The organism is Bradyrhizobium sp. SSBR45G (genome assembly GCF_030159255.1).
In the GTDB taxonomy this organism is placed as follows: domain Bacteria; phylum Pseudomonadota; class Alphaproteobacteria; order Rhizobiales; family Xanthobacteraceae; genus Bradyrhizobium.
Genome location: NZ_BSCT01000023.1, coordinates 61461 through 73521, shown reverse-complemented (window position 1 = coordinate 73521; position 12061 = coordinate 61461). Strand labels below are relative to the sequence as shown.

The 12061-nt window shown below is 66.3% G+C and carries 13 protein-coding genes; 6 read left to right on the top strand and 7 right to left on the bottom strand.

Annotation, left to right across the window (positions count from 1 at the left end; all coding sequences use genetic code 11):
• Positions 1-173: 173 nt before the first annotated feature.
• Both QQL87_RS24025 and QQL87_RS24020 read right to left on the bottom strand, forming a co-directional pair.
• Positions 174-1313: a thiolase C-terminal domain-containing protein gene (locus tag QQL87_RS24025; protein ID WP_284421216.1), complete on the bottom strand. Its 1140-nt coding sequence runs from the start codon at positions 1311-1313 to the stop codon at positions 174-176.
• Positions 1314-1317: 4 nt separating this feature from the next.
• Complete coding sequence (locus QQL87_RS24020; RefSeq protein WP_012043080.1) at positions 1318-1731, bottom strand: Zn-ribbon domain-containing OB-fold protein; 414 nt, start codon at positions 1729-1731, stop codon at positions 1318-1320.
• 187 nt (positions 1732-1918) lie between these two features.
• Here QQL87_RS24020 and QQL87_RS24015 point away from each other — a divergent pair, with 187 nt between their 5' ends.
• From QQL87_RS24015 to QQL87_RS24005, 3 genes are read left to right on the top strand one after another with little or no spacing between them, the layout of a single operon-like run.
• The gene (locus tag QQL87_RS24015; protein ID WP_284421215.1) at positions 1919-2242 is read left to right on the top strand and encodes an AtuA-related protein; all 324 of its coding nucleotides are present in this window, start codon (positions 1919-1921) and stop codon (positions 2240-2242) included.
• 6 nt (positions 2243-2248) lie between these two features.
• Positions 2249-3601 (top strand): amidase, encoded by a 1353-nt coding sequence (locus tag QQL87_RS24010; RefSeq protein WP_284421214.1) that lies wholly within the window; start codon positions 2249-2251, stop codon positions 3599-3601.
• A 21-nt stretch (positions 3602-3622) separates the two neighbouring features.
• Positions 3623-3874: a hypothetical protein gene (locus QQL87_RS24005; RefSeq protein WP_284421213.1), complete on the top strand. Its 252-nt coding sequence runs from the start codon at positions 3623-3625 to the stop codon at positions 3872-3874.
• Here the strand turns inward: QQL87_RS24005 and QQL87_RS24000 are convergent, their stop codons facing one another.
• A complete protein-coding gene (locus tag QQL87_RS24000) occupies positions 3875-4639 on the bottom strand; it encodes a transglycosylase domain-containing protein (RefSeq protein WP_284421212.1) in 765 nt (254 codons plus the stop codon). It lies immediately after the preceding gene.
• Positions 4640-4870: 231 nt separating this feature from the next.
• Between QQL87_RS24000 and QQL87_RS23995 the strand changes: the two genes are divergently transcribed.
• The 3 genes from QQL87_RS23995 (at position 4871) to QQL87_RS23985 (ending at position 7574) form a co-directional block, all read left to right on the top strand.
• A complete protein-coding gene (locus tag QQL87_RS23995; RefSeq protein WP_284421211.1) occupies positions 4871-5614 on the top strand; it encodes a 2OG-Fe(II) oxygenase in 744 nt (247 codons plus the stop codon).
• A 5-nt stretch (positions 5615-5619) separates the two neighbouring features.
• The gene (alkB, locus tag QQL87_RS23990; protein ID WP_284421210.1) at positions 5620-6273 is read left to right on the top strand and encodes a DNA oxidative demethylase AlkB; all 654 of its coding nucleotides are present in this window, start codon (positions 5620-5622) and stop codon (positions 6271-6273) included.
• 74 nt (positions 6274-6347) lie between these two features.
• On the top strand, positions 6348-7574 hold the full coding sequence (locus QQL87_RS23985) for an MFS transporter (protein ID WP_284421209.1): 1227 nt from the start codon (positions 6348-6350) through the stop codon (positions 7572-7574).
• Positions 7575-7580: 6 nt separating this feature from the next.
• Here QQL87_RS23985 and QQL87_RS23980 read toward each other — a convergent pair whose 3' ends face one another.
• The 4 genes from QQL87_RS23980 to QQL87_RS23965 are packed head-to-tail and all read right to left on the bottom strand — an operon-like array spanning position 7581 to position 12045.
• Positions 7581-9215 carry a thiamine pyrophosphate-dependent enzyme gene (locus QQL87_RS23980; RefSeq protein ID WP_284421208.1) on the bottom strand — a complete coding sequence of 545 codons (1635 nt, stop codon included), beginning with the start codon at positions 9213-9215 and terminating at the stop codon, positions 7581-7583.
• Positions 9216-9230: 15 nt separating this feature from the next.
• Positions 9231-10103 (bottom strand): fumarylacetoacetate hydrolase family protein, encoded by an 873-nt coding sequence (locus QQL87_RS23975; RefSeq protein ID WP_284421207.1) that lies wholly within the window; start codon positions 10101-10103, stop codon positions 9231-9233.
• 12 nt (positions 10104-10115) lie between these two features.
• Positions 10116-11654, bottom strand: coding sequence for a 5-carboxymethyl-2-hydroxymuconate semialdehyde dehydrogenase (gene hpaE, locus QQL87_RS23970; protein WP_284421206.1), 1539 nt, complete (start codon positions 11652-11654; stop codon positions 10116-10118).
• Positions 11647-12045, bottom strand: a complete 399-nt coding sequence (locus tag QQL87_RS23965) for a 5-carboxymethyl-2-hydroxymuconate Delta-isomerase (RefSeq protein WP_284421205.1) — start codon at positions 12043-12045, stop codon at positions 11647-11649. The genes hpaE and QQL87_RS23965 overlap by 8 nt, the downstream gene beginning before the upstream one ends.
• Positions 12046-12061 lie beyond the last annotated feature (16 nt).

The window sequence follows — 12061 nt, the reverse complement described above, 5'->3', positions numbered from 1 at the left end:
CATTGAAGCGACTGGTCAGCGCGGCAGGATTGTCCGCCAATATTTTGCTCCGTCATGCCCGGGCTTGTCCCGGGCATCCACGTCGTTCCGAGGGCGCTGGACGGCGTGGATGGCCGGGACAAGCCCGGCCATGACGAAGAAGGGAAGAGCGCGACCGGGAATAATGAGCGCTGTTACCTCTCGTTCGTAAAGATGATCGTGCCCGATGCGGCGAACATGCCGCCGACGCCGTGGCAGACCGAGATCTTGGCATTGGGGACCTGCGCCGGCGCGATGCCGCGCATCTGGCGCACGCTCTCCTGCAGTGCATACATGCCGTACATGCCCGAATGCATGTAGGACAGGCCGCCGCCATTGGTGTTGAGCGGCAGCTTGCCGCCGGGCCGCGTGTGGCCTGCCGCGATGAATGGCCCGGTCTCCTCATGCGGCATGAAGCCGAGATCGCCGAGCCCGAACAGCGGCAGATGCGCGAACGCGTCGTAGATCATGAGGTGGTCGACGTCGGCATGGTTGATGCCGGCCTCCTTGAAGGCGAGGGGGCCGGCGACCTTGAAGGCGCGAGACGAATTGAACGTCTCCATCTGGCTGACCATCGGCGTCTCCACGCTCTCGCCGGTGCCGAGGATGTAGACGGGCTTCTGCGGAAAATCCTTGGCGCGATCGGCCGAGGTGAGGATCAGCGCGCCGCCGCCGTCGGTGACGAGGCAGCATTGCAGCAGGCGGAACGGGTAGGCGATCATGCGCGAGTTGAGCACGTCGTCGACCGTGATCGGGTCCTTCATCATCGCGCGCGGATTCTTCGCCGCCCATTCGCGCTGCACCACGGCGACCATGGCGAGCTGCTCATGGGTGATGCCGTAGGTTTTCATGTAGCGCAGCACGGGGATCGGGAACATGCTGGGCGGCCCGTACACGCCGAACGGCGCCTCGAACTGGCCCTGCAGGCTGTCCGGTGCGATCGAACGCGGCTGCTTGCCGATCATCGACTTGCCGCTTTCGGCATGGGTGATCAGAACGGTCTTGCACAGACCGGCCTCGATGGCTGCCGCCGCGTGCCGGACATGGAGCATGAAGGAGCAGCCGCCGACCGAGGTGCCGTCGACCCAGGTCGGCGCAATGCCGAGATAATGGCATATCTGCTGCGGCGTCTCGACCGCGGTGGCGAAGCCGTCGATGTCCGAGAGCTTGAGACCTGCATCCGCAATCGCGTTCAGCGCCGCGTCTGCATGCAGCTGGATCTGCGACATCGTGGGGATGATGCCGAGCTCGGTGGTCTCGGCGGCGCCGACCACGGCGACCTGATTTCGACGCATCGCGTTACCCTTTCGCCGGCCGGAACAGGGGCAGGGTGATCTGTTCGTCGAGCGCCTCGAAGGTGACTTCGAGCGCCATGTCGAGCTCCAGCGCCTCGGGCGTCTGCGGGCATCCGGTGATGTTGCTCATCAGGCGCGGCCCTTCTTCGAGCGCGACGACAGCAATCGCATAAGGCGGCGTGAAGCCGGGAGCGGCGGGACGATGGTTGATGACGTAACTGTACAACGTGCCTTTGCCGCTCGCCTTGAAGACGCTGACCTTGCGGCTGGCGCAGGATGGACAGAACGGACGCGGCGGGAAGTAGACGTGCGCGCAGGCGTCGCAGCGCTGCAGCCTGAGTTCGCCGGCCTTGGTGCCGTCCCAGAAATGCTGCGTCTCGGGTGTCGGTTTGGGGCGTGCGCGCTTGGCCTCGGCCATCCCTTTGCCTCCCTGCGGCGGGGCCTTTCGCCCGCGCATTTGTCACTTGTGTGCGCCATTTGACGCAGACGCGTCAACGGTCCATCACGCCGCGCATGCGGCTCTCCGGCGTGTGCAGAGGTGTTCGGACCGCAATTGCCGCCTGATGAAAATTGGTCTTTGATAGGGCTGCACGAACGGAGCCGAGATGAAGCTGCGCGACATCGCCCATTCCAGGACCGGCGACAAAGGGGACACCTCGAACATCTCGGTGATCGCCTACGACTCCAAGCACTACCCGCTGCTGCTGGCGCAAGTGACCGCCGAGCGGGTCAGGGCGCACTTTGCCGGCATTGTCCAGGGCGAGGTGGTCCGCTATGAGCTGCCCAACATTGCGGCGCTGAACTTCGTGATGAGCCGGGCGCTCGGCGGCGGGGTGACCCGCTCGCTGGCGCTGGATGCGCACGGCAAATCGCTGAGCTCCGCGCTGCTCGATCTGGAACTCGCGGCCGATGCCGCAGACATGCGATAGGACGCCATGACCACTGCAAATCCGACCCTGGCCGCGCTGGCCGACGATCTCGCCGCCGGCCGTAACACGTCGCGCCAGCTGGTCGAGGCGTGTCTCGCGCGGATCGCTGACCCGGCCGGCGAAGGCCAGCGCGCCTTCATCCATGTCGACAAGGCGGCGGCACTGGCGGCCGCCGACGGCATGGATGCGCTGCGCAAGGCCAATGCGGCGCCGTCGCCCTATGCCGGCATTCCGGTGTCGATCAAGGACCTGTTCGACATCAAGGGCCAGGTGACCCGCGCCGGCTCGCGGGCGCTGGAGGATTCGGCGCCGGCTGACGCCGATGCGCCGGTCGTGGCGCGGCTGCGCCGGGCCGGCTTCGTCGTGATCGGCCGCACCAACATGACCGAGTTCGCCTATTCCGGCATCGGCATCAATCCGCACTACGGCACGCCGAAGAGCGCCTGGAAGCGCGAGGTCGGCCATGTGCCCGGCGGCTCGTCGTCGGGCGCCGCGGTCTCGATCGCCGACCGCATGGCCTATGGCGCGCTCGGCACCGACACCGGCGGCTCCTGCCGCATCCCCGCCGCCTTCAACGGCATCACGGGTTACAAGCCGACGCAGTCCCGCGTGCCGCTCGACGGCGGCGTGCCGCTGTCGTCCACGCTCGACAGTTTCGGTCCGCTCGCCAACACCGTCGCGTGCTGTGCCGTCCTAGACTCCGTACTGGCCGACGAGCCGATCCGGCCGCTCGCCGCGCGGCCGGTGAAGGGCCTGCGGCTCGCGGTGCCCACCACGATCGTGCTCGACGAGCTCGATGCCGAGGTCGCCGCGACCTTCGAGCGGGCGCTGGAGACTTTGGCGAAGCAGGGCGCGCTGATCGAGCGCATCGCGTTTCCCGAGTTCCTCGACGTCGGCATCATCGGTGCGAAGGGCGGCTTTGCAGCCGCCGAGAGCTACGCCTGGCATCGCTTCCTGCTGACAGCCAAGGGCGACGTCTACGATCCCCGCGTCTCCGTCCGCATCCTGCGCGGCGAGGCGATCACGGTGCCCGACTACATCGAGATGCTCAATGCGCGTCGCTCGCTGGTCACGCGCGCAGCGGCGCGGATCGCGCCCTATGATGCGCTGGTCATGCCGACCACCGCCAACACGCCGCCAAAAATCGCCGATCTCGCCGACGACCAGGCCTTCGCCCGCGAAAACATCCGCGCTTTGCGCAATTGCACCTTCATCAACATGATCGACGGCTGCGCGATCTCGCTGCCGGCGCACCGCCATGGCGAGGTGCCGGTCGGCCTGATGCTGGCGCAGTCCGGCGGCAACGACCGCAAGCTGCTGGAGATCGCGGCGGGGATCGAGGGCGTGGTGCGGGGCTGAGCCGACCGGGAGGTTGCTCCGGTGTCGAATGACATTCTGGTTGGGGATCGTGTGAGGCTGCTCGGCCTGCCTGATTGGCTGGTGCATGATTTGCCTGCGAACGAGCAAACGGAGATGCGCGGCTTCATTGGCCAATCATGCGTGGTCAGTGAAGTCGACCCTTATGGCTACTACTGGCTTGGCTTCAGTACGATCGTCGAAGACGCCGACGGCACTCGCTGCACTGGCCATTCATTCTGGGTTCCGCGAGACTTCATTGAACGGGAGGGATGATCAGGGATTGCGTGGCGGGCCATCGATCGGAGGAAGTGGCGCAGCTTTGGCCGCGGTGGCCTGGGCCTGGTCGATGAGACCGGCCGACAGCATGGTGTCGATGGCAACGTCGCGACGCTCCTGAATATGAGTCCTCAAGTATGGCGTGCGAAAGCGCGCGACGAGAAAGGCGATTTCGCTGACGTCGAGGCTTGCAAGCGATTTATCGAAATAGGCGTTGGCCGCGGATGCAACACCAAAGGATTTGCGGCCGAGATGGGCGTTGTTCAGATAGGCCTCCAGAATGCGATCGCGCGTGAACGTGCGCTCGATACGGCCCATGAAGACCAGTGTGCCGAACTGCCATTCGAGCTGCGGCCCGCAGCAGCCCGGAACCAGCGTCGAAAGACACTGCCGGCTGACCGCGTCGATGATGCTCGAATTGCCCGGCCGACGACCGGACACAACATTGGATGTGAGCCGGGCCAGCGGGCCGATCGACCGTCGTTCGTAGAAGTCACGGTCCAGAGAGGCGAGGACCGCGTTCCGGACCAGAGGCGGAATCTCCGAGAGCGGCACATAGGAGCTTCCCGGGTTCGCCGAACAGAGCGGACCTGTCGTCGGGAGAGCCGCAAGCCGGCTCTCTGTGGGGAGTCCGAGGCCGTATTCGAAGTACCAGATCACATAGCCTTCGGCGTAGAGCAGCAGCACGACGGCGAGCGACGCCATGGCAAGAACGGACTTGCCGAACAGAATCAAAAGCTGCTTGGGGCGTGGATACTGCATCGTTAGACGATTGGTTCCGTCCAAGGCGCTCCGGTTCAATGGATCGTTCCGCCGCCATGAGGCGAGAATGTCCAGGAAACGGGTGGCCGTCGCTCCCCCTTCTGTCACACCCTCGTCATTCCGGGATGCGCGCCCTTGCGCGCAGGCCCGGAATCCATAACCACGATCGTGAGTATGGATTCCGGGCTGGTTGCTTCGCAACGCCCCGGAATGACAGCTGGGATCAATCTTATGGCCAGACTCAAACACGCAATGCCAGATCTCGATTCTCCCGCCGCCACCGGGATCGATGCAATCGATTGGGCGATGGTCGAACGCGACCTCGATGCCGGCGGCTGTGCGGTGTTGCCGCAACTGGTCTCGCCCGAGGAGTGCCGTGCGCTGGCCTCCCTCTATCCGGACGACAGCCACTTCCGCAGCCGCGTCATCATGGCGCGGCACGGGTTTGGGCGCGGCGAGTACAAGTATTTCAGTTATCCCTTACCGGAGCCGATCGCGCGGCTGCGGCCGCTGCTCTATGCGCGTCTGGTGGGAATCGCCAATCGCTGGAACGCGACGATGGGGATCGATGTTCGATACCCCAGCGAGCACGCCGACTTCCTCGCGCGCTGTCATCAGGCCGGCCAGACCAGGCCGACGCCGCTGCTGCTGCAATATGTCGAGGGCGACTACAACTGCCTGCACCAGGACCTCTATGGCGAGCACGTGTTTCCGCTGCAGGTCGCGATCCTCTTGTCCGAACCGGGGCGCGATTTCGAGGGCGGCGAGTTCGTGCTGACCGAGCAGCGGCCGCGCATGCAGTCGCGCGCCGAAGTCGTGCCGCTCAGGCAGGGCGACGCCGTGGTGTTCGCGGTCCACAATCGCCCGGTGCAGGGCACGCGCGGCAGCTACCGCGTCAACATGCGTCACGGCGTCAGCCGTCTCCGCCGCGGACGGCGGCATACGCTCGGCGTGATCTTTCACGATGCGAAGTGAGGGGCATGACGGCTGATCTGTTCGATGGACTGAATAGCGCCGGTCCGCCGCGCGAGCAGCTCGCGCCCGGCGCGATGCTGTTGCGCGGCTTCGCGCGGTCACAGCAGGCGGAGCTGATTGCGGTGATCGAGACGATCGCCGCGCAGGCGCCGTTCCGCCGCATGGTGACTCCTGGCGGCCATCAGATGTCGGTGGCGATGACGAGTTGCGGATCGTGTGGCTGGGTCACGGACCGGACCGGCTATCGCTACGATGCTGTTGATCCGGACAGCGGCCAGCCCTGGCCGGCGATGCCGCCGCTGCTTCGGCAACTCGCCGAGCAAGCCGCAAGCGACGCCGGCTTTGCCGGCTTCGCGCCGGATGCGTGCCTGATCAACCGCTATGAGCCCGGTGCAAAGATGTCGCTGCATCAGGACCGCGACGAGCAGGATCTGGGCGCGCCGATCGTCTCGGTATCGCTGGGCCTGCCCGCCACCTTCCTGTTCGGCGGCCTCAAGCGGACCGACAAGACGCAGCGCTATCGGCTGGTGCATGGCGACGTCGTCGTGTGGGGCGGCCCGGCGCGGCTCGCCTTTCACGGCATAGCCCCGCTCGCCGACGGCGAGCATGTGTTGCTCGGCCGCCAGCGCATCAACCTGACGTTTCGCCGCGCGCGGTAGTTATGGCCGCTGTGTGATCTTCCTCATTTTGCAACGGCAATCCCTGGCTCTATGCTGCGCCTGGGAGAGGGGCCATGAGCACTGTCGAACTTGCGGAGGAGCGGGCGCCGGCGGCGACGCGTCTCGGACTTCATCTGGCGCTGTTGCAGCTGGTGTTCAGCCTGCTGTGGACCACCTACGTGATCTATCTGCCCAAGCTCGCGGCTGAGGCGGGCATCGCGCCCTCCGCCGTCATTCTGATCCTGATGCTGGACCAGGCGATTTTCACGCTCGCAGATACGGCGATGGGAATCGCCGCGGACCGGCTCGGGCGGATCGCTGGCCGCTTCGGCCTCTTCATTGGCCTCGTGACTGCCGTCTCATGCTGTACGTTTGTCGCGCTGCCGTTCGTGGCCGGATCGGTCAGCCCAGCCGTCTTCATCGGGCTGATCGCGATCTGGGCGCTGACCTCCTCGGTGCTGCGGGCGCCGCCTTTGACCCTGCTCGGGCGCCACGCGGCGCGGCCTGCCGTGCCGTTTCTCACGGCGCTGGTGATGCTCGGCTATGGTGTCGCCGGCGCGGTGTCGCCCTATCTCGGCGTGGTCATGCGCGACTATGATCCGCGGCTGCCGTTCATCATCTCCTCGGCCGTGCTGCTGCTGACGGCGCTCGGCGTGTCGCGGATCGCGCAGGTTGGCGGCTTGGCGGCAAAGCCGGTCACAGCACCCGCCGAGCCGAAGCCGCTGCGGGGACTGCCGCTGTTGTTCATCGGCGCCATGGTGATCCTCGCGCTCGGCTATCAGCTGCATTTCAGCATCAACAGCTCGGCGTTCTATCTCCGCTTCGCCAAGCCGGAGGATCTGTCCTGGCTGATGCCGGTGTTCTGGATCGGCTTCAACCTCGTGCTGTTTCCGGCCAGCGTGGTGGTGAAGCATCGTGGCGGGCTGATCGTGATGGGCATCGCCGGCCTGCTCGGCGCGATCGCGATCGTCATCGCCGAGCTTGCCGGCGCGCTGACCGTGCTGATCGTGGCGCAGTTCATCGCCGGCGCGGCCTGGGGCTGCATGATGATGAGCGCGATCTCGGCGGCGCTGGCGATCGGATCGACCGGCGCGGAGGGCAAGGTGACCGGGCTGGTGTTCTCGGCGCTCGCGCTGGCCACGTTCGCGCGGATCGCCGCCGTCGCCGGCGGCCTGCAGAAGCTGCCCGACTATGCGCCGCTGGTGCAGTGGGCGCCGGTCGCATGCTGGCTCGTCGCCGGCGCCGGCCTGTTGGCGATGGCCGCGGCGGGATTGCAGGGACGGCAGGCGTCCCCGCCGTAGGGTCGATCAAACCCCCGCAGGCTTCGCCGGATGGATGAAGGCCCAGGGCGACACCTCGGAGTCGCGGGGCACCTCGATGTCGATCAGATAGGGGCCGCCATGCGCCAGCGCTTTTTCGAGCGTCGATCTGAACTGATCGGGTGACGTGACGCGGCTGGCGGCGACGCCGAAGGATTCCGCGAGCTTGACGAAATCTGGATTGACGAGATCGGAGGCAACGACGCGGCCGTCGAAGCGCTCGCGCTGGTCGCGCCGGACATTGCCATAGGCGTTGTTGTTGAACACCAGCGTGACCACGCCGATGTTGTACTGCACGGCGGTCGCCAGCTCCTGCACGGCGAACATGAAGCCGCCATCGCCGGTGATGGCGACCACAGGCTTGTCGGGATGCGCGACCTTGGCGCCCAGCGCGGTCGGGAAGCCCGCGCCGAGCGTGCCCTGATAGCCTGAGGTGATGAAGGTGCGCGGCTCGTAGACCGGGAAGCCGTACCAGGAGGCGAAGCCGACCTGTGACAATTCATCGGTGACGATGGCGTCGTGCGGCAGCACCTCGCGCAGCACGTTCAGATAGGCCATCTGCGGCTGCACTTTCTGGATCTCCTGCAAGGTCGCAGCGCTGGCCTCGCGGATCGCGGCGCGACGGCCGGACGTCTTGCGATAGCCTGCCTTGCTGACGGCGGCGGCCAGCGCGGCCGTGCCGGCCTCGGCATCGGCGACGATGCCGGCATCGACGATCAGGCGCCGCATCTCGACGGGATCGATGTCGATGCGGATCGACTTCAATCCGTCCGGCTTGAACGGCCAGCGGAACGTGGTCGGCAGCTCCATCCGGGTGCCGATGCCGATCATTAGGTCCGTGGTTGGCCAGAGCTTGTAGGCCGCGGCCATGGTGAGCCCGAGCTCATGCGCATTGGAGACGATGCCGCGCCCCGAGCGGAAGGCAACCACCGGCGCGTCGATCATCTCGGCGAGCTCGAGAATCTCCTCGCGCGCCTCGATCGCGCCCGAGCCCACGAAGATCATCGGCGCCTTCGCAGCCGTGATCAGCGCGGCGGCCTTGGCAATGCGGTCGGGATCGGGCTGTGGCGGCGTGAACTCGCCCAGCGGCTTCGCGGCTGATGTTGCAGCCTTCTGCGTGAAGACATCCCACGGCATTTCCAGTGCGGCCGGCCCGCGCCGGCCCGACAGCATCTCCTGGAAGGCGCGCGAGACGAGCGTCGGCGCGCTGTCGGGATATTCGATGCGCTCGGCCCATTTGACGAAGCTGCGCAGGGTCGCGAGCTGGTCCGGCATCTCGTGCAGATGGCCGCGGCCGCGGCCGAGGTAATCTGAAGGCACCTGGCCCGTCAGGCACAGCACCGGCTCGTTGCAGCCGAAGGCGGTGAGCAACGCGGCACCGGCGTTGAGCACGCCCGGACCGGGGACGACGCTGAACACGCCGGGCTTGCCGCTCGCGCGGGCATAGCCGAACGCCATGTAGCCACAGGCCTGCTCATGCCGGGCGCCGACGACCTTGAGCTGCGCCTGATGGAAGGCGTCGAACAGGCCGTAGACCTGTGCGCCGGGCAGGCCGAACACGGTGTCGACGCCGTGGGCGACGAGCCCGCTGACGATGGCTTCGCCGCCGGTCATGGTGGTCATGCTGTTCTTCCGTTTCTACTGAGCTTCGTCGATGACGCCGTTGCGCAGGGTGCCGACACCTTCGGCCGCGATCTCGATGACATCGCCCGGCTTGAGATAGCGCGGCGGGTCGAACCGCGCACCGGCGCCGGTCGGCGTGCCCGTCACGATCACGTCACCGGGCACCAGCGTGGTGAAGGTCGAGATATAGTTGACGAGATAGCGGAAGCCGAAGATCAGCCGCGACGTGCGGTCGTCCTGACGCAGCTCGCCATTGACGCGCGTCGTTAGCCGGATAACGGCGATCTGGCTCTCGTCGGTGTAGGGCACGAGCCACGGCCCCAGGCTACCGGTCTGGTCGAAGTTCTTGCCCTGGGTGACGTTGAACTTGGCGTGCCGCACCCAGTCACGGATCGTGCCTTCGTTGCACAGCGTGAGCGCCGCTATATGATCGAGCGCCTGGGCCTCCGGAATGTGCCGGCCGGCCTTGCCGATGATCAGCACCAGCTCGCCTTCATAGTCGAGCTGCGGCGAGGCGCGCGGGCGCACCAGCGGAGTTTCATGACCGACGAAGGAGCGCGGCGTGCGCATGAACATCGAGGGATATTTCGGCGCCTCCTGACCGTCCTTGTACTCGGCGTTGCGGTCGGGATAGTTGACGCCGATGCAGATGATCTTCTCCGGCGAGGGGATCGGCGGCAGCCAGGTGATTGCGTCGAGGCCGTGATCCGGCGACAGCGCCGCTGCGGCATCGATCAGCTGGCGCAGGGCGCCGGCGGCAATCACCTCACGCAGGGTCGGATAGTCCTTGGCAAAGCGCGCGGAGAGATCGACGAGGCCGTTGTCGGTCACGAGTCCGTAGCGGACCGCGCCATTGACGGCGTAGGTGGCGAGGCGAGGGGAGGTCATGGGCTATTCTCCTTAGACGCCGAGCCGCTGGATCTTGTGGGTGCCGCGCGCCAGCGAGACGTGCTTGGTCTCCATGTAGAAGTCGAACGAATAGTCGCCGCCGTCGCGGCCGATGCCCGACGCCTTCATGCCGCCGAACGGGGTCGGCAGATGACGGACGTTCTCCGAGTTCAGCCAGATCATGCCGGCTTCGAGCGCGTCGGCCACGCGGAGCGCGCGACCCATGTCGTTGGTCCAGACATAGCCGGTGAGGCCATATTGCACGTCGTTGGCGATCGCGATCGCGTCGGCCTCGTCGCGGAACGGGATCACGGTCAGGAACGGCCCGAACACTTCTTCCTGCGCCACGCGCATCGTCTGGCTCGCACCGGTGACCAGCGTGGGCTCGACGTAGTGGCCGCCGCCGGGGCCAGCGAACGGCTTGCCGCCGACGGCGACGATCGCGCCGTCCTGGCGGGCGATGTCGACATAGGAGCAGACCTTGGCGAGATGCCGCTCATGGATCAGCGGCCCGATCTCGGTCGCGGGATCGAGCGGATGGCCGACCCTGAGCGCGCGGACGCGCGCGGCGAGCTTGGCGTTGAAACTCTCGGCGATGCTCTGATGCACCAGGAGACGGCTCGAGGAGGTGCAGCGCTCGCCGTTGAGCGAGTAGATCATGAACACGACGGCATCGAGCGCGCGGTCGAGGTCGGCATCGTCGAACACGATGACCGGGTTCTTGCCGCCGAGTTCGAAATGCACCCGCTTCAGGGTCGGCGCGCCCTGCGCCATGATCGCAGAGCCGGTCGAGCTCTCGCCGACGAAGCCGATCGCCTTGATCGCTTGATGCTCGGTCAGCGCCTTGCCGGCGTCCTCGCCGAAGCCATGGACCGTATTGAGCACGCCGTCGGGAATGCCGGCGTCCTTGGCGAGCTTCGCCAGCCAAAGTGCTGTGATCGGCGACCATTCGGCCGGCTTGTGCACGACCGTGCAGCCGGCCGCGAGCGCCGGCGCGATCTTCCAGGTCGACAGCATGAACGGCGTGTTCCACGGCGTGATCACGCCGACCGGGCCGATCGGCACCCGCGTCGAGACGTTCCAATGCTCGTCGCTCGGCGTGCTCTGGCCGTCGCGCGCCTCGGTGCATTTGTCGGCAAAGAATCGGAAATTCTCGGCGGCGCGGATCGCGGCCTTGGCCATGAAGCGATAGGCCTGGCCGGTGTCGATGCATTCGAGCACCGCGATGTCGTCGGCGTGATCCTCGATCGCGTCGGCCACGCGGTGCAGCAGCTTGCGGCGCATCGCCGGCGCCATGTCGCGCCAAGACTTGAAGGCCAGTGCCGCCGACGTCGCCGCGCGATCGATGTCCTCGGCGTTGCCGCGGGCGACCTTGGCCAGAACAGTGCCGTCGATCGGCGATTTCGTCTCGAACGTCGCGCCTGATATCGCCGGCACCACCTTGCCGTCGATGAAGTGGCCGATGCCCTCGTCCTTCAGCTTCGCGAGCAGGGGCGCGGCACGGTCGAGATTGGCCTTGTAGATGTCGGTTTTGGGAGTGGCCTTATCCATGGGATGCCTCCGCTTTCAGGGCGTCGTGGATGTTGTTGCGTTTCCAGCTGGTCGCGGCGTCGTTGATCTGCATGTCGAAGGACAGCGCGAACTTGCTGCTGGCGAACACGGGATCGAGATGGTCAGAAAGCGCGTTGAAGACGTGCGCGCCGGCCTTCTGCCGTGCGGCGAGGTTACGGCCCTCGCCGAGCCGGAGCAGCATCGCCAAGAAGCCATAGTCGCTCTTGCCGTCGGCGATGGCATAATGCTCGCAGCGGATGGCGCGCACACGGATGCCGCCGATCGGGAAGATGCCGGTCTCGCTGGCCGCCTTGCGGACGATCTCACAGACCTCGCCCATGTCGAGATGCGAGTCGAGATTGGCTGAATATTCGATGCTGAAATGCGGCATGATGCGACAGCTCCAG

What these genes read in the sequence shown, in the direction of transcription:
- QQL87_RS24010 (WP_284421214.1), top strand. Translation starts at nt 2,249, where the DNA reads ATGACCACTGCAAATCCGACCCTGGCCGCGCTGGCCGACGATCTCGCC.
- QQL87_RS24020 (WP_012043080.1), bottom strand. Translation starts at nt 1,731, where the DNA reads ATGGCCGAGGCCAAGCGCGCACGCCCCAAACCGACACCCGAGACGCAG.
- QQL87_RS23985 (WP_284421209.1), top strand. Translation starts at nt 6,348, where the DNA reads ATGAGCACTGTCGAACTTGCGGAGGAGCGGGCGCCGGCGGCGACGCGT.
- QQL87_RS24015 (WP_284421215.1), top strand. Translation starts at nt 1,919, where the DNA reads ATGAAGCTGCGCGACATCGCCCATTCCAGGACCGGCGACAAAGGGGAC.
- hpaE (WP_284421206.1), bottom strand. Translation starts at nt 11,654, where the DNA reads ATGGATAAGGCCACTCCCAAAACCGACATCTACAAGGCCAATCTCGAC.
- QQL87_RS23980 (WP_284421208.1), bottom strand. Translation starts at nt 9,215, where the DNA reads ATGACCACCATGACCGGCGGCGAAGCCATCGTCAGCGGGCTCGTCGCC.
- alkB (WP_284421210.1), top strand. Translation starts at nt 5,620, where the DNA reads ATGACGGCTGATCTGTTCGATGGACTGAATAGCGCCGGTCCGCCGCGC.
- QQL87_RS23965 (WP_284421205.1), bottom strand. Translation starts at nt 12,045, where the DNA reads ATGCCGCATTTCAGCATCGAATATTCAGCCAATCTCGACTCGCATCTC.
- QQL87_RS24000 (WP_284421212.1), bottom strand. Translation starts at nt 4,639, where the DNA reads ATGCAGTATCCACGCCCCAAGCAGCTTTTGATTCTGTTCGGCAAGTCC.
- QQL87_RS24025 (WP_284421216.1), bottom strand. Translation starts at nt 1,313, where the DNA reads ATGCGTCGAAATCAGGTCGCCGTGGTCGGCGCCGCCGAGACCACCGAG.
- QQL87_RS23975 (WP_284421207.1), bottom strand. Translation starts at nt 10,103, where the DNA reads ATGACCTCCCCTCGCCTCGCCACCTACGCCGTCAATGGCGCGGTCCGC.
- QQL87_RS23995 (WP_284421211.1), top strand. Translation starts at nt 4,871, where the DNA reads ATGGCCAGACTCAAACACGCAATGCCAGATCTCGATTCTCCCGCCGCC.